At 32.4% G+C, this 15,523-nt stretch carries 14 protein-coding genes and 2 pseudogenes; 9 read left to right on the top strand and 7 right to left on the bottom strand.

The window, feature by feature from the left end:
- Positions 1 to 12: 12 nt before the first annotated feature.
- The 3 genes from ACQKP0_RS23495 to ACQKP0_RS23485 all read left to right on the top strand — a co-directional run bounded on the left by ACQKP0_RS23495 (position 13) and on the right by ACQKP0_RS23485 (position 4,184).
- Positions 13 to 1,503 (top strand): hypothetical protein, encoded by a 1,491-nt coding sequence (locus ACQKP0_RS23495; RefSeq protein ID WP_427408247.1) that lies wholly within the window; start codon positions 13 to 15, stop codon positions 1,501 to 1,503.
- On the top strand, positions 1,503 to 3,503 hold the full coding sequence (locus ACQKP0_RS23490) for an Eco57I restriction-modification methylase domain-containing protein (RefSeq protein WP_427408246.1): 2,001 nt from the start codon (positions 1,503 to 1,505) through the stop codon (positions 3,501 to 3,503). Before ACQKP0_RS23495 ends, ACQKP0_RS23490 begins: the two co-directional genes overlap by 1 nt.
- A 222-nt stretch (positions 3,504 to 3,725) precedes the next feature.
- The gene (locus tag ACQKP0_RS23485; protein WP_427408245.1) at positions 3,726 to 4,184 is read left to right on the top strand and encodes a hypothetical protein; all 459 of its coding nucleotides are present in this window, start codon (positions 3,726 to 3,728) and stop codon (positions 4,182 to 4,184) included.
- A gap of 823 nt (positions 4,185 to 5,007) precedes the next feature.
- On the opposite strand, the gene ACQKP0_RS23480 is transcribed toward ACQKP0_RS23485, so the two are convergent.
- Complete coding sequence (locus ACQKP0_RS23480; RefSeq protein WP_427408244.1) at positions 5,008 to 5,625, bottom strand: helix-turn-helix domain-containing protein; 618 nt, start codon at positions 5,623 to 5,625, stop codon at positions 5,008 to 5,010.
- A 407-nt stretch (positions 5,626 to 6,032) separates the two neighbouring features.
- Between ACQKP0_RS23480 and ACQKP0_RS23475 the strand changes: the two genes are divergently transcribed.
- A complete protein-coding gene (locus ACQKP0_RS23475; RefSeq protein WP_427408243.1) occupies positions 6,033 to 6,167 on the top strand; it encodes a hypothetical protein in 135 nt (44 codons plus the stop codon).
- Between the two features lie 547 nt (positions 6,168 to 6,714).
- Here ACQKP0_RS23475 and ACQKP0_RS23470 read toward each other — a convergent pair.
- Positions 6,715 to 7,272, bottom strand: a complete 558-nt coding sequence (locus ACQKP0_RS23470) for a hypothetical protein (RefSeq protein WP_427408242.1) — start codon at positions 7,270 to 7,272, stop codon at positions 6,715 to 6,717.
- Between the two features lie 404 nt (positions 7,273 to 7,676).
- Between ACQKP0_RS23470 and ACQKP0_RS23465 the strand changes: the two genes are divergently transcribed.
- Together ACQKP0_RS23465 and ACQKP0_RS23460 are read left to right on the top strand one after the other, a co-directional pair.
- Entirely contained in the window at positions 7,677 to 9,458 is a 1,782-nt protein-coding gene (locus ACQKP0_RS23465) for a LytS/YhcK type 5TM receptor domain-containing protein (protein WP_427408241.1), read from the top strand.
- A 23-nt stretch (positions 9,459 to 9,481) separates the two neighbouring features.
- Positions 9,482 to 10,216: a LytR/AlgR family response regulator transcription factor gene (locus ACQKP0_RS23460; protein WP_427408240.1), complete on the top strand. Its 735-nt coding sequence runs from the start codon at positions 9,482 to 9,484 to the stop codon at positions 10,214 to 10,216.
- Between the two features lie 261 nt (positions 10,217 to 10,477).
- Here ACQKP0_RS23460 and ACQKP0_RS23455 read toward each other — a convergent pair whose 3' ends face one another.
- The gene (locus tag ACQKP0_RS23455) at positions 10,478 to 11,914 is read right to left on the bottom strand and encodes a YfcC family protein (RefSeq protein ID WP_427408239.1); all 1,437 of its coding nucleotides are present in this window, start codon (positions 11,912 to 11,914) and stop codon (positions 10,478 to 10,480) included.
- 109 nt (positions 11,915 to 12,023) lie between these two features.
- Between ACQKP0_RS23455 and ACQKP0_RS23450 the strand changes: the two genes are divergently transcribed.
- Positions 12,024 to 12,350, top strand: a complete 327-nt coding sequence (locus ACQKP0_RS23450) for a hypothetical protein (protein WP_427408238.1) — start codon at positions 12,024 to 12,026, stop codon at positions 12,348 to 12,350.
- A 372-nt stretch (positions 12,351 to 12,722) separates the two neighbouring features.
- On the opposite strand, the gene ACQKP0_RS23445 is transcribed toward ACQKP0_RS23450, so the two are convergent.
- Positions 12,723 to 13,598, bottom strand: coding sequence for a LysR family transcriptional regulator (locus ACQKP0_RS23445; protein ID WP_427408237.1), 876 nt, complete (start codon positions 13,596 to 13,598; stop codon positions 12,723 to 12,725).
- Positions 13,599 to 13,707: 109 nt separating this feature from the next.
- On the opposite strand from ACQKP0_RS23445, the gene ACQKP0_RS23440 reads away from it, so the two are divergent.
- Together ACQKP0_RS23440 and ACQKP0_RS23435 are read left to right on the top strand one after the other, a co-directional pair.
- Positions 13,708 to 14,121 carry a tautomerase family protein gene (locus ACQKP0_RS23440; protein ID WP_427408236.1) on the top strand — a complete coding sequence of 138 codons (414 nt, stop codon included), beginning with the start codon at positions 13,708 to 13,710 and terminating at the stop codon, positions 14,119 to 14,121.
- On the top strand, positions 14,121 to 14,429 hold the full coding sequence (locus ACQKP0_RS23435; protein WP_427408235.1) for a carboxymuconolactone decarboxylase family protein: 309 nt from the start codon (positions 14,121 to 14,123) through the stop codon (positions 14,427 to 14,429). Before ACQKP0_RS23440 ends, ACQKP0_RS23435 begins: the two co-directional genes overlap by 1 nt.
- Positions 14,430 to 14,623: 194 nt before the next feature.
- Here ACQKP0_RS23435 and ACQKP0_RS23430 read toward each other — a convergent pair whose 3' ends face one another.
- The 3 genes and pseudogenes from ACQKP0_RS23430 to ACQKP0_RS23420 all read right to left on the bottom strand — a co-directional run.
- Positions 14,624 to 14,866: a sensor histidine kinase gene (locus tag ACQKP0_RS23430; RefSeq protein ID WP_427408234.1), complete on the bottom strand. Its 243-nt coding sequence runs from the start codon at positions 14,864 to 14,866 to the stop codon at positions 14,624 to 14,626.
- 64 nt (positions 14,867 to 14,930) lie between these two features.
- A pseudogene (locus tag ACQKP0_RS23425) lies at positions 14,931 to 15,053 on the bottom strand (YitT family protein); the annotation flags it as partial.
- 17 nt (positions 15,054 to 15,070) lie between these two features.
- Positions 15,071 to 15,196 (bottom strand): annotated as a pseudogene (locus ACQKP0_RS23420) (DUF2179 domain-containing protein); the annotation flags it as partial.
- Positions 15,197 to 15,523: the final 327 nt, after the last annotated feature.

The following is a 15,523-nucleotide window of genomic DNA, read 5'->3' as shown; positions in this document are numbered from 1 at the left end:
AGGGTTATATGTATGTCACAAAATAGAAAATGGTTTTTCATAGATTTAACAATTCCTGATAGTATTGAAATTAGTGAAGATGAAATTAAAGATGTTTTGGAAGAATATAAATGTAAGTACAAGTTTATTATTAAGAATTCAATAATATTTGATATAAATGAGGCGCCACCTGAAGATGAAATTGAACAATTACAGGATAAATTTTGTGAAATAGTAAAAATGAAAGATGACTATATAGAGGATGAATTTGAGTTAGATTTCTATGAATCAGAAGAAATAATATTTGAGTTTAATATTAATAATAGTAATTTAAGTGAAGAAGAGTTCTTGTCCCAATTGGTAAGAATACAAGACAGTGAAGTTGAGGAATATGATACAGAACATAATCTGTTAAAAAAAATTGATTATGCAGAACAAACATACTCTAAGACACCTCTTATTCATAATATTCGTTGTGAAAATATAGCTATTTTTACTTTGAAAACTCTCAATTTTGGAGTAGCATTTATTGGTTATATGAAGTTTTCTCATTCAATGAAAGTGACTATAAAAGCTTTTAATTTTGATATGCTAAAGTATTTGATTGATAAAACAAGCGTATTATTTACCGATGTTGGATGGGAAGATAATATTAATTGGAAGTGGTTATTAAGTAGAAAAATCTCAAGTGGCTATAGAGAGAATAAAAAACATCTGTCAAAAAATACTTTAATGAAATCATTTTTAACCATGACTAAATCTAAAGATAAAGATGGTAAAATTCGATTGGTTTTAAAAGACTTGTTAGATAAGGGCTATTTAAAGGAAGAACAATACTCAAATATATCAAATATGAATAACATCACTAGATTTTTACAAAAATATAATAGAGTCATAAAAAATAACTTGGTGGATACGAGTGTTTGGGTGGATGCTTCTTCTGGATTAATTTTTAAAGAGAATGATAAAGGGAATCCAGAAAGAATTATTGAATTAACTAGGGTAGAAAATATATATTCGCCTCCTCAACATTTATTACATTATGTTCGAGCTTTCTGGCATCAAGATTATGTTGAAGACATTTTTAATAGTGTACAAGAAAGAGTTAACTCGAGTGAAAATGAATTGAAAATTATCGAATTGTTGACTGACTTGCAGTTCGATCTTATAAGAAGTGGCAAACCTACAAGTGGTTCAAGAGATATTGATTTACTAATTAGATTAAAAAATGAAAAAACTGGTCGTGAATATATTGTTGCTGTAGAGACAAAAAGAAATGCGCATGAATTCAACAGAGTAAAAAGAGATATAAAAACCAAAATCTCCCAACGTTATGCGGATATCTTCACAGGATTTTTAGCAGTAGCTTATTTTGAAAATAATGGGAATGATTCAAATCGAAGTGAAGTTACATGGGGACATACTGATAATTTAATAAAAAAGCCTTGTATATTGTGTGTTAGTGCAGATAAAGAAACAATAGAGCAACAAATAATTGATGCGTTAATTAGGGTTTGTACATGATGGCGAAAAAATATATTTTTGAAACTGTTGAACAAATAAGAAGAAATAAAGGTGTTAAAGCGTCCGATTTAAAAAATTTCTATTTATTATACGCAATTTCTTTTTGTTCCAGGTATATTGAAATTAATACTTGGAATAAGGGTTTGAATAGTATAGATTTTAAAGAATTAAAAATAGAGGCCATGAATAAATTGAATAAAGATATATTTAGTGAATTGGATTTAGAAAATGAGAATCTACTGTTCTTTTTTAATTGGTTGAAGAAACGTCCTCCATTTTATACTACTGAAGATATATTAGGGAGTATATATATACTTTGTTCTGAAAAAGAACAAAGAAAAAAATTGGGAGAGCATTATACCCAAAATGAACTCGTTGAATTTATTTTAACGGAATTAGGGGATAACTTGGAATCTACAAAGAGAATTATTGATCCTGCTTGTGGTTCAGGGAATTTCTTGATAAGAATTTTAGGTAATTTTTTAAAAAAGGGTTCTTTTAAATCTAATCAAGATATAATAAATAGTTTAATAGCAGGTAAGTTTATTGTTGGGGTAGATATTCAAGAAGTTCCTTGTCTAATAACTAAATTGAAAATATTAATGGAACTTGTATATTATCAAGAAACAATAGATCCAAATGCAAAGTTCCCTATTTATCAAGTAGATTCCTTGCTAGGTGGGCATGAATTTCTCAAAGATAATAGTTTCGATTTAGTAATTACCAATCCTCCGTATTTAAGGTATCAATTAATTGATCAAGATATACGTGAGAAATTAAGAGGAATTTATTATTCTGCAACAGGTCGATTTGATTTATATCCACTATTTATTGAAAAGAGTTTAAGGTTAGTTAAGGATTCGGGAAAAGTAATTGTTTTATGCTCTGATAAGTTCATGGCAACTCAGTATGGAAAGGGCATACGAGAATATGTAGATAATACCTCTAAACTTTTAAGAGTATATGATTTAAGTTCAATATTTCCATTCGAAGCTGCAGTGTTATCCGCAGTATATTTTTTTGAAAAAAATATTAATGGTAACAGTATTAATAATAGTCCAGATTGGTTTAAAGTAATTATTGAAACAGAGTCATTTAGTAAAAAAAGACTTGGAAATGTTATAATTGACGGGAAATGGAGATATGTAGAGGGTGCTAGTGAACAAGTATTAAAAAAAATTCAAGATAACTCAAATATCTTCTTAAAAGATATCATTAGTGAAGTTTCTATTGGTGTACAAACTACAGCGGATACTATATTTTGTAAAGAAATGACAAATGAATTTGTGCAAGAAAAAAAGCTTGAAAAAGAAGTATTATATCCATTATTAAGAGGAAGAAATCTAGAAAAATGGACTTATGCTTGGTCAGGAAATCAAAGAAATCAGGATACTAATGTATTGTATCCCTATGAGAATATAGATGGAGTATCAACTCCTATACAATTAGATGATTATCCTAATGTTAAGAAATATCTTTTAGAATACAAAGCAGAGCTAAGCAATAGGTCGTATTTTGCGGAACATAGTAGTAAAAATTGGTTTGAACACTGGACCTCACGTTCATTTAGTTTATTTAGTGGTATAAAAATATTAACTCCAGACCTTGCTTCATATAACAAATTTTCATTAGATACACAGGGGTATTTTTATAATGGAACTGTATATGGTATAAAGCTAAAAAATGATTATATATTAAGTGATTATAAATATTTACTAGGAATTTTAAATAGTAATGTTCTAAACTTTTGTCATAGACAGATAAATTCAACACATCTACAATCAAAAAAATATAGATTTCAAGCTCCGATAATGAAACAGTATCCTTTAGTGTTTTTAAATAGGGAAACTAAGGAGTATATAGAAATTGTAGAGATAGTAGATGAAATATTAAAAAAAAGACCAAATGTTTCTTTTTTAGAAGGACTTTTGAATGATATAGTTTACAAAGTATATAAGTTAGAAATTGAAGATAGACGGGTTATTGAAGATTCCTTATAGAAGTTAATATTTTACACGTAAAAGTGTATTTTGAATCAAATTATTGATTCAAAATACACTTTTTTTATAAAGTTGTTGGTCAAATAAATATAATTATTCTTATATCGGGTTTATTTACCTAAAATTAGGTTTTTTAAAAAATAAATAGGTTTACAAATCTAATTTTAGGATTTAAAATTAGATTTAAGAAAAACAAGAGAAGTTGAAGGGAAGATGATTATTATGGATGAAAATTTAAATATTACAACTAAAGTCCGAAATGAAATCCCTAACATTTTAAAAAACATTTCCAATGTTCATGAGGGATTACAATTTAATGAACTGTTTAATCAATTAAAAGGTCGATTTGGTGAGGATCTTGTAGACGAAAATAATAAAGATCGTACAGGTGTATTACGTGGAGTTGTTAATAAGATGGACCATATACCAATAAAGAATGTACGTATGGAGAAACGAGGCACTAAAACGTTCTATGTTTATGTAATGGATGAATTAACTGAACTGTCCAGGGTATCTAAACAATTTATAAATGAACTTAATGAAAGGGGACTCACATCAACTAACGTTTTGAATATGAAAAATCAGGAACGTAATTTTTATAACAAGTTTATTGATGCAATTGCTAACTTAAATATGGTTATTAAGGAATTTGAAGAACAAAACAAACGAATTGAAGTTTGATTAAACTTTTTTATAAAAACGAATATAGTAGTAGAAAATTAGGTCTCGTGTTTTGATCAATCTTTTTTCAAAATGCAAGTTTTTCTTCCATTATAAGATTAACGTTTGTAGCACATTTTAATCAAACTTTATTTCAAAGCTACACTTTTTGTATGTGAGTTATAACTAATCTTGTCACAACTTATATTTATTGTATTTGTCACATAATTAAAAGATGTTGTGGCATCATATGTCACCTTGATACAGCTAGGGCACTTGTTGTATCAAGGTTTTTTGTTATCTTGAAAATGTTCTTCAGTTTTGAATCCATAATCTAATACAGATATTAGATAAGGAAAAAACTTATAATAACTGTTGTCACTTTTTGTTGCTTTAGAAAAGGTTTATTGTTTAATGCATTAGTTTGACTTTGAACCACTATTTTCTGTTAAATTCTTAACTATATTTAATTTTTTGCCAAAATCATAAGGCTGACTATAATAAACTTGACTACATGAGAGTGTGGATTGAAATAAAGTCGCAATGCTTTGAATAAAATCGCTACGTTTGTAAAAAAGTTGCGAAGCTCACCTCTTTGATCATGATTAGCCGAAGAGGTGTTCCATAGGTGGCTATACTCACTGAAAGAGAATTAAAACGACGAATCTCGTCTGCATATCCACCATTACTCATGATATTTCGGATGAAATCGTAAAAAGTGAACTCATTTAGACCTATACAAAGAACCGCCTTACGGACAGTTAAAGTCCAAAAGGCGGCCCGATTAATGAGATTAACCAAAATCTCGCAAAATTGAGTGGTTTTGCTCTAAGAGACAATCGGCTCATTTTGTAGAGTTAGGTTTAATTTGAAAAAACATAACCGATGAACATACCAGAATATAGACAATCCAAAATGGCATGTCGACAATATATGACCTAGGTGACATCTTATATGGAGCGAGTGTGTGTGTATATAAGATGTTGTAGGTAAGAAACAACGGAATATAACTAATGAGCCATATATTAATTAACCAAAAATTTCTCTTTGCGGTTATCTTAGATTCTTTTGAGGAAAAATTCATACCTACTGCAAAAATCATAAGACCAAGTGCTATAAAAATAAACCCAATTGCAATTGCTACCATTACTTGCTGTTTTTCGTACCAAAATAACCAAGCTAAGATTAAACCAATAAAATTAAGCCCTGTAGCTATCGCTGTAAAAATATGAGCATTTATATTTTTCGTTTGTTTTTTTTCATTTTCAGTACCTTTAAGAAGATAATCTGTAGTAACTTCAAAGAAATCGCTCAACAGAACTATTTTATCCAAATCGGGAGAAGATTGTTTACTTTCCCATTTCGAAACTGCTTGTCGTGATACGCCTATTTTATCTGCAAGCCCTTCTTGAGATATCCCTCTTGCCTTTCTCAAATTTTGAATTCTTTCTGATATCGTCATAATAAACACTCCTTTTATGAGTATTACTATAGCAAATCCTTCGGTTGCCTTTCTAGCAATCCTGCATGGCTGTTTGTCAACCGTCAGTTGCATATATGTAAAGTTACTATCGCTGCATAAAAGTTGCACTCAAAATAGGGTTCTACATTAAGGTAGGGTCACGACTAGTTGTACACATTAAACTACAAGAGATTCAAATTGGGTCAGAGTTGAGTTGTATAATTTCTACTTCTCCAGATTGTAATAATAAGTGTTTGAAATGGATATAGGTTCCGTTTGAGTTGCATCGAGACAAGATTTGTGGTTTTGTGAAAAAGATTGATCATTTATAATAAAGTTTGATTATTAATGACCTTTTTGGGTATCAAATCCGTATGAAGTTATTTTTTTTATTCGGGGGGTGCACTATGGGGAACGAATTCAAATGGTTATATCATAAATTAGGAGAAGATGCTTATGGTGCATTTGGAAAAATTCGCTTATATATTTTTAATGAATCAATAACAACAAATATATTCATTAAATTTTGTAGGTATCGATAATCTGATCCAAAATATGAATGATATTAATTAATACAACATGTGTGAAGTTTTAAACAATATAGAAAAGCAACTCAAAATTCCTACATATGATTTAAATCCTTTAAAATATTTATTAAGAAAATGAGTACAGAAAAAATGATATTATAATCAATAATTTAAAAAGCCCTTACATTAGTTTTATCAAATTTGAAATGATTAAATTTGATTTTCATAGAGCAATTTAATCAATCTTTTTTATAAATACTAGATATACTCCAAAATCAAACCCACGCATTTTGATCAACCTTTTTTTAAAATGAGGGGTTTTCTCTATTATAAATATAGCTTTTGTAGGTACAATTTAATCAAACTTTATTACATATGTGTAGATTTGAAATAAAGTCACGATGTTTTCAAAAAAGTTGCGACGTTTCACACCTTTGGATGTTTATGTAAAGGGGGGCGTTTTTATAGTAAAAGGAAAGAACATTTGAATTAAAAGGAGCATTAATGAACTATTAATTGAATATGAAGTTGTTCCGTTAAAGGGCCAGATTGTTGCAAAATCTTAACTTACTTTCCTTCTTTTTTCTAATTTTAAAAGAGAAACTACAATCCACCTAGCGATAATACCCACGATTAGAAAAAGGGAAAAATCTATTGCTACAGAAAATTTCTTTATGTAAACAAATACTTTAAGATATTTTAACACCAAGTTATAATATCCAAAAGCTAAAATCCCTCCCCAAACCACAATCCAAATTAAATAACGTTTCCAAGAGAAAGTGTATTGATAAACCAACATGGCGTATAAAGGAACAAGAGTAGCGTCACCCAAAAAAAAGTTAACATTTATGGGTAATACATCCTTCAGGGTTGCCCAGTAATTAAATTGCTCGCCAACAGAGTCATATACAACAAATGCGACAGCAACTAAAGATCCATATAGAAGTATTTCAGTAATTCGTTTTTTGTCTACAAGATAGAAAAACAAGATATATGTGAGGAGAATAAAAACTACTTGGAATATCCAAGCCGGGGATAGGAAAATTTGATTAATCCATTGGGCTTCAATTAACCCATTTAGGTCTTCCGCCTTGTTAAGTATTTGTTTATCAGTAATCATAATGAACCCTTTCTTTTTTTAGAATATCATTCTATTTTTATCCTTTAAATGAATATTATCCATTCTCGATGGTTGTCGGTTTTAATACCGTATTTTATAATCCCCTATAAACGGGTGAAATAATCTAATAAATATATGACTTAAAAGATCCGAATTTTTTAATGGTAGGGAAGGTATGGATACCGTGATAAGTCTATTCTGTGGTTATACAATTAGGCCAAAGTTCCATCCGGTGCTCACTTTTTTTCGAAATGGATTTTTATTGTTTATCGTAAAATATAGGTTTGTAAGGTATTGGAACTATCTAAGGATGGATTACTTTGAAGATTAACAGGTTCAATTTTACACAAATGATTTTATTGCCAAGCTGCCAGTTACCCCTTACTATGAAAAATAGAAGTACTATGAAAAAAGAAATTTATTTAAGAGTGGAAAAGAAACGGGGATTTAACATGTGGGATCTATTATCACAAATGCTATCAAGAATGACGCTCATCATCACTATTGCCTTCCTCTTCACACGACTGCCTATTTTTAGACAGATGATTTATCGAGATTTAAACATCAAAGGTAGCTTTGTAATGACTATGCTCTTCGGATTATTTGGTGTCATTGGAAATTATACAGCCATCGTCGTCAATCCAGAAGCACAAGTAATAATTTCTAACCTATGGAATCCTGAACTTCAAATGAATAATGCCATTGCAGATACACGCAATATTGGCATTATCATTGGTGGGCTGGTTGGTGGCCCGTGGGTTGGACTTGGGTCAGCTTTAATTGCGGGTGGACATCGCTTCTTTATGGGTGGATTTATTAGCGATGCCAGTTTTATCGCCTCACTTGTCGGTGGTGGATTGGCAGGGCTATTTGGCCGTAAATTGCGTGGCATTGGCTTAATTCGCCCTTTACCTATGTTTTTAATTAGTATTTTGATTCTTATCATTCAAATTCTACTTATCCCATTGTTTACTACCCAGCACATTACAGCTCTTCATTTAATTAGCTATACTGGGATTCCGATTATCGTTATCAATAGTATTGGTATCTGGATTTGTGCGATGACTTTTTATAGTGTCATTGAGGCTGAGGAACGAACACGTGCTAATCAAACGGCTACGGCACTATCGATTGCAAACCGGACACTTTCACTTTTCCGTCAGGGGTTAAACGAATCCACGGCATCAAAAGCCGCAAAGGTTATCCAACAGTTAACCAATGTCGACCATGTGGCAATTACCCGTGGAATTAGAGAGCTAGCTCATACAGGCGGAACCAGCAATCCATCTGAGCTTAAATATAGAGAAGAGGTAATTAAAACGGGGAAAATGAAAATCGTTCGATCCTTTGCGGATGCATTATATCCGCGAAATGTAAATAAGGCGGCATTTATTGTATTGCCGTTACTTGTGAAAGATAAGACGATTGGGACGTTAACATTTTATTTTCGCCATCCATTTCTCATGACTTCTGTTGAACGAGAAATGGCAGAAGGACTTAGTAATTTATTTTCTAGTCAATTAGAGCTGGGAGAGGTTGAACGTTATAATAAGTTACTGCAAGATGCCGAAGTAAAGGCACTACATGCCCAAATTCATCCTCATTTTTTATTCAATGCTCTTAATACAATTGTTGCACTTTGTCGCATGGATCCTATGCTCGCTCGTAAATTGTTACTTCATTTATCTACCTTTTTAAGAAACAATTTGACAGGACTTACCGACCGTCTTGTACGTATCGAAAAAGAATTGGAAAATGTCCATGCCTATTTCGCATTAGAAGAAGCTCGATTTCCTGATAGGTTTGAACTTAGCGTCGAGATGGATCCGAATCTAAGTCATGCTCTCATTCCACCTTTTATTCTCCAACCGCTTGTAGAAAATGCGATTACCCATGGTGAATTAAAGAACTTAGAGGGAATTGGCAAAATTCATATCAACATTAAACAACGAACAGAATCGAAACTACAGTTAATTGTTATCGACAATGGAATTGGCGTGCCACCAGAAAGGCTCGTTGATTTAGGCCAGCGTGTTGTTAACTCAACCAAAAACGGAAGTGGGTCCGCACTCTTTAATATTAAGGAGCGTCTAACCGCTTTATTTAGCCGAGATGCTACTTTTAACATGGAAAGCAAACCAAGGCAAGGAACTACCGTTTCAATTACATTACCGATACAATTTTAATTATATAGAGAGGGTAGGTAGATATGCTGTATGCATTTATAGTAGAGGATGAACAATTTGCACGAGAGGAATTAAAATATTTATTAACTGAAACTGGTGATATAGAGATTATTGGCGAGTCCGAAACGATGCACGAAGCTCTATGGGATATTAATGAATGTCAACCTGATGTTGTGTTCCTTGACATCCATCTTGCTAAAGGAAATGGAATGGAACTGGCGAAACAATTTAAACATATGAAAAAACAACCGATGATTGTATTTGCTACAGCTTATGATGCGTATGCACTTGATGCATTCGATCTTGATGCAGTTGATTACATTGTCAAGCCAATTGATGAGTCAAGGCTTCGTAAAACTGTAGACAAATTACTTGTACACGCACAGTTCCATAGTGTTAAACCGCAACAAGAGGATACACAGCTGCACGGAACAAAAACAATTCCGGTAAAAGACGAAGATAGAATGATTATTGTACAAGTTGATGAGATTTACTATATAGGAACAGAAAATCGCCAAACGTATATTAAAACCGCCCAGCATAAATATGAAACAGATCTGTTGCTTTATCAAATATTAGAAAATCTAGGCGATGACTTTTTACAAGTGCACCGTGGTTATATCGTTAATTTAAAGCAGGTTTCCGCCATAGAACCATGGCTTAATCGTGCGTATAATTTAATTTTAAAAGATGGATCAATAGTACCTATCAGTCGCTCCTACGCTAAAAATGTTAAACAAAAATTGGGATTTAAATAAGTTGATTTAGTTTTGCTTTCAAAACAAAAGGCTCTTTTCTAATACTTTGTTTCTATTTGTAACAAAGTAAAAATCGGCAGTAGGATTTTTACGGTTATTTTTGCACCTATACCAAAAGTATTGGATGAAGAAAAGAGCACGAAACCAATTTAATTAAGTATTGGAGCTGTTTACGTAAAGCAAAAATCTTTACGAAAACAGCCAAACAAAAAATAGCATCCATTCTTTAATTAAAAGCATGGATGCTATTTTTAAAATTTATTATGACCAGCCAATCAATTGGGCGATGACAAGTGTCACAACCGAAATTCCAGCCCAAATGAGGAACAATGGGAAGAAGAAACGAATCCATTTCTGCCATTGCACACCCGCAATCGCAAGTGCTGCCATGAAGTACCCACTTGTCGGATAAAATATATGAGTGAATCCATCACCAAGTTGATAAGCAAGAACAGCAGTTTGTCTCGTCACACCAACCATATCAGCAAGTGGCGCCATTATTGGCATGGTTACAAGCGCTTGTCCACTACCAGACGAAATAATAAAGTTAATAAAAACCTGCACAACATACATACCAACTGCCGCTAATGCTGGTGGCAAATCACCAACGAGTGTACCAAGCGTATGAACCATTGTGTCCATAATGTTACCATCTTCTAGTACAACAGCAACTGCCCGAGCCAGCCCAACTATAAACGCTCCCATTAAAACATCTTTAAATCCTTGGTTAAAGGCTTCGCAAATTTCACCTACTTTAAGACCGGCAATCATTCCAACGACAATTCCCATGATGATAAAGAGTCCTGCCATTTCAACCATAAACCAACCTTTTGAAATGACACCATATACAAGAATGACGAAGAATACAAGCGCTGCAACCGCTGCCCACTTTTGCCGTGCAGTGGCTGAAATGGCTTCAGCTTTTCCAACACTTTTATATAAAGCACGTTTTTCTATATCATCTTCATATACTAGACTACGCGTTGGATCTTTTTTGATTTTCCTTGCATAACGGATAATGAATAAAATGGCTGCCGTAACCGTCACAATAAGAACGATTAAGCGTAATCCAAGTCCAGAGAAAACAGGCAATCCCGATAATTTTTGTCCAAGTCCCGTATTAATCGGATTTAGTACACCTGCTGTAAACCCAACAACAGTCCCACAAAGTGCAATGGCTGCTGCTGTAATTGAATCATAACCCAGTGCAATAATAAGGGGCATGATAACTGGAATGTAGACAAGTGATAATTCAGCTGTTCCAATCAATGTTGCTATGATGGCAAACACGGTTGTTAAGACAGGAATGAGCATAATACTTTTATGCGAGAATTTCCGTGCCAGTTTATCAACGGCGATCTCAATGATTCCAGTACGCCTTAGAACCATAAACATCCCGCCAATGATAAACGTGAAGAATACAACCTCACCTGCGCCAATCAATCCCCGTGGAATAACCGTTAAAAAGTCCATAATCCCAACAGGGGTTTGTTCAACATGATGAAAGGAATTTGGGTCAATCGTTGTCCGGCCTTCTGGACCTGGTACACGTTTAAATTCCCCCGCCGGAATGAAATATGTTGTAATTGCGGCAAGCGCACTAAAGACAAATAAAATGACATAAATATGTGGCATCTCAAATTTTTTCTTTTTCTTTTTTGGCTCCTGTTCCGTGTTCTGTTGCTCCGTATGTAACATGTTAATCCTCCCGGAATGTGTATGATATTACCAAATAAGTGCAAATAGTACTAAGTCAATCTTGGTATGTACACATTATAAAAAAGAAAACGCCATCCCGGACATTTTTGTGACAAAGTGTTCACATATAAAACAAAAGGTACACAATCCGAAACGAACTGCACACTTTACTTGTCGCTATGGTGAAAGAATAACACTGGGTGCTTCATCGGGAGAGGGAACTGTTTCCAACATTTCTTCATCCCTATTAGATTTGAGTGCCTTTCACTCTCCGGTTGAGATTCTAGATGAATTAACAGCAGCGGATGAGGCAAAGTTTATGAACACAATGGCTGCGCAGATTGTTCGACAATTATTCCCAACGAAAGATTTCCCCAGCAACAACGAGTATTATCGCTATGAAAAACCAATAAAGAGAAGAAAATTCGGGAAGTGAAATATAAAAGCACCAAAAGGTTACTTAAATTTGTATAATATAGGAACATATTCGATCTGAATTTTCCTTTAAAAATACTCGAGTGCGTAATCAGTCCAAATATTGAAATAAAAATAATTATTAATTCAAATAATATATCATACCTATTCATTTACAAGTCTCTCCTGTATATTAGATATCTTGCATATTCATTTTCTTTTATCTAAAGAATTTTCATCATTCAAAAGGGGTTATAATACTTTTATTTCACGCACTCTATAGTCTCATTTATTGTTAGTTTCAGAGACTTGTGTTCCTATTTCTTGCTCTAATCTTGGACTTTTTACAAGTGAACAGCTACAAATACTAGATAATTATTAGGCTAAATCTTATTTATAACAACGACGATTCTATCAATTTCATAATTTGTTGTTTTGTCTGGCTCAAATAGTTTTCTTTTTTAGAAGAAATTAATAGTCCTATAGGCATTTTAGGATCAAATCCCTTAACCTTAAATGATATATTACTTTGTTCTAAACTAGTTCCTTTAGGGATAATGCCTATTGCATCTCCAAAAACCATTTGTGGAATGAGATGTAATGCACTACAATTGTAGACTCTTTTAAAGGATAAATGGTTTTCTGATAAGAAAGCATTCACAGATTGAGAATAATAACAACTATTCTCTCCAATTAAAATAGGGTAATTAATGATATCAGATATTTCAACGGACCTTTTTTCTAATATTGGATGATGAGGATTATTGACAATAAATTCGATTTGTTCTTTACAAAGTGGAGTGAAATTCACATTGGAATTATTTTTGTTGTTTCCACAAACAGCAAAATCAATCTTATTTTGATCAATCATTTGTGATAAAAGCGATGTATTTCCCACGACAAAATCACAATGTATGTACGGTTTCTCATCGTTTAAATATTTTAATATAGACGGGATTAATTTTTGGGCCACAGATTCTGTTAGTCCTATTTTTAATGTTCCTTTCTCCTCATTGCTTATACGCTGCGCTTGAGTTATCGAATAATCCCAATGCATTAACAAGTTATCTACTTCCTCTACAAATAAAGTACCTTCAATTGTTAACCTGGCATCCCACCCTCGTTCAAATAAAAGAAATCCAAGTTCCTTTTCTAGTTTTTTTATATGTGTTGTTACGGTTGACTGAGCATAGTTTAATTTTTTAGCCGCAAGTGAAAAAGTTCCTTCTTCGACAATCGTTTTAAATGTATTTAACTCTTTTATTTCCATTTTGATCCCTCATCTTTATCGGTTTTATTGATAATTATATGATTTATTTTCAATTATACAAATCAAAGTCATGGAAGTAAAATATGGTTATAAGAAAGGGAGTGAATATATGCCGTTTGTCCATGTTTATTATCGAGAAGGTCTATTGAATAAAGAAGAGTTAAAAAAGGTGAGCAATAGTATTCATCATTCATTAATTGAGCACTTTAAAATTCCGGAAGATGATTATTTTCACATGTGTTTACCCTATCCATCTAATCAATTTTTTTACGATCCAGCTTATCTTTTAGAAGGGGAGAAAAAGAGATCAGATAAAATGATACATATTTCCATTACATGTGCACCAGGAAGAACAATAAATCAGAAAAGGAATTTGTATCAATCCATATCGGAGGCTTTTTATCATCATTTAAACATCTCGACAACTGATATTTTTATTACATTAAACGAGTCATCTGCTGAAAACTGGTCATTTGGTCAAGGAGTAGCACAAATGGTTAATATGAGGGAGGGAAAAGAATAGTGAATAATCGAATTGAATCCAATATATCAAAAAATATGAGAGAAATGGCTCCAGATTTTGTTGGATATAGCGAAAATATATTATTCGAAAAAATATGGAGAGATCCAACTTTAACATCCAGAGAAAGAAGTTTATGTACACTATCTGCACTAATTAGTATCGGCAATACTGAACAACTACCATTTCATCTGCAATTAGCTGAAAAGAATGGAATTAATGAAAAGGAAATTATTGCTTTGGTAACACATATGGCCTTTTATGTTGGATGGCCTAAAGCTGCCTCTGCGTTAAATATAATAATAAATTAACTTAGTTTTTCTGATTACCTTTTTTCTTTAAGTATATATTTGACAAATAATAAATAATGATCAAACTTTTTTATAAAAACCAACTTATCCCATCTCAAAGAAGAATGCCATTTTGATCAATCTTTTATCAAAATGGATTCTTTTTATTTTTAATGAGATCTAATATAGGAACCTGGTTGTCATGGTAAAATCTATTAAATCGGCAAGGTCACCATAAAAGTAGTCCCTTTATTTTCTTGGCTTTTAACATGGATATGGCCCCCATGTAAATCGATAATCTTTTTGACAATGGATAAGCCCAGGCCGCTACCTGCGACTGTTCGGGTACGTGCTTGGTCTGCCTGGTAAAAGCGGTCAAATATTCGATCCATTTCTTTATCATTCATCCCAATTCCTGTATCCTCAATGTAATAAAGTTTGATTAAAATAAAAAACATACTACTGTTCGATTTAAATGTTCCACGAGATAATGGTGAGAGTTTGTGCCTGAGTAAATATTTTTATAAGCAGAAATGCATTCAAAATTAAGTTGACTAAACCTGGTGACCACTCAAATAAATAGTAGGTAATAATCGTGATACCAGTTACTCCTCCTTCACCAAGCTCGTTCGGAATAACAAATAATTTAAAACAACCTCTAATTAAGCTTTAGAAATATCAATAAATCCTTCTCCGAACACATCACGAACATCATGTATAGCGATGAAAGCATTCGGATCAGTAGATTGAACAATCCTTGTTAGCTTTATTACTTCTTGCTTACTAATAAGAGTTTGAATTTGTAGAGTGGGTATTAGATACTGTTTTAATATTGGCCCTGTTAAACATAATATTGTTGATAATTAAATATAAACGCTGTTTTCGTAAATATTGTTGCTATCAAGGATTGTTCGTTGTTCTTTTGGGTACACGGCACGATTGAGAGTTCTTTAACCAAAATTTATTAAGCTAAACCAGCTAATAGTTTGTCAATATATTTCATTAAAAACTTTAAATAGCTCATGCTATACTAAAATGTGCATGCCAAATAACCCTCCGTTAGTCTAACTTTGGAAGGTTTTATATTATTTAGTTATATTTAGGTTCTAGGCTAT

It is taken from the genome of Heyndrickxia sp. NPDC080065 (assembly GCF_050281185.1).
GTDB lineage: Bacteria > Bacillota > Bacilli > Bacillales > Bacillaceae_C > Heyndrickxia.
This window is presented reverse-complemented; position numbering and strand designations above follow the sequence as displayed.

Excerpts from the sequence above, each read along its gene's own strand:
- ACQKP0_RS23460 (WP_427408240.1), top strand. The coding sequence starts at position 9,482 with ATGCTGTATGCATTTATAGTAGAGGATGAACAATTTGCACGAGAGGAA.
- ACQKP0_RS23480 (WP_427408244.1), bottom strand. The coding sequence starts at position 5,625 with ATGACGATATCAGAAAGAATTCAAAATTTGAGAAAGGCAAGAGGGATA.
- ACQKP0_RS23445 (WP_427408237.1), bottom strand. The coding sequence starts at position 13,598 with ATGGAAATAAAAGAGTTAAATACATTTAAAACGATTGTCGAAGAAGGA.
- ACQKP0_RS23455 (WP_427408239.1), bottom strand. The coding sequence starts at position 11,914 with ATGTTACATACGGAGCAACAGAACACGGAACAGGAGCCAAAAAAGAAA.
- ACQKP0_RS23485 (WP_427408245.1), top strand. The coding sequence starts at position 3,726 with ATGGATGAAAATTTAAATATTACAACTAAAGTCCGAAATGAAATCCCT.
- ACQKP0_RS23495 (WP_427408247.1), top strand. The coding sequence starts at position 13 with ATGTCACAAAATAGAAAATGGTTTTTCATAGATTTAACAATTCCTGAT.
- ACQKP0_RS23470 (WP_427408242.1), bottom strand. The coding sequence starts at position 7,272 with ATGATTACTGATAAACAAATACTTAACAAGGCGGAAGACCTAAATGGG.
- ACQKP0_RS23440 (WP_427408236.1), top strand. The coding sequence starts at position 13,708 with ATGCCGTTTGTCCATGTTTATTATCGAGAAGGTCTATTGAATAAAGAA.
- ACQKP0_RS23430 (WP_427408234.1), bottom strand. The coding sequence starts at position 14,866 with ATGTTTTTTATTTTAATCAAACTTTATTACATTGAGGATACAGGAATT.
- ACQKP0_RS23465 (WP_427408241.1), top strand. The coding sequence starts at position 7,677 with ATGAAAAAAGAAATTTATTTAAGAGTGGAAAAGAAACGGGGATTTAAC.
- ACQKP0_RS23475 (WP_427408243.1), top strand. The coding sequence starts at position 6,033 with ATGGGGAACGAATTCAAATGGTTATATCATAAATTAGGAGAAGATGCT.
- ACQKP0_RS23490 (WP_427408246.1), top strand. The coding sequence starts at position 1,503 with ATGGCGAAAAAATATATTTTTGAAACTGTTGAACAAATAAGAAGAAAT.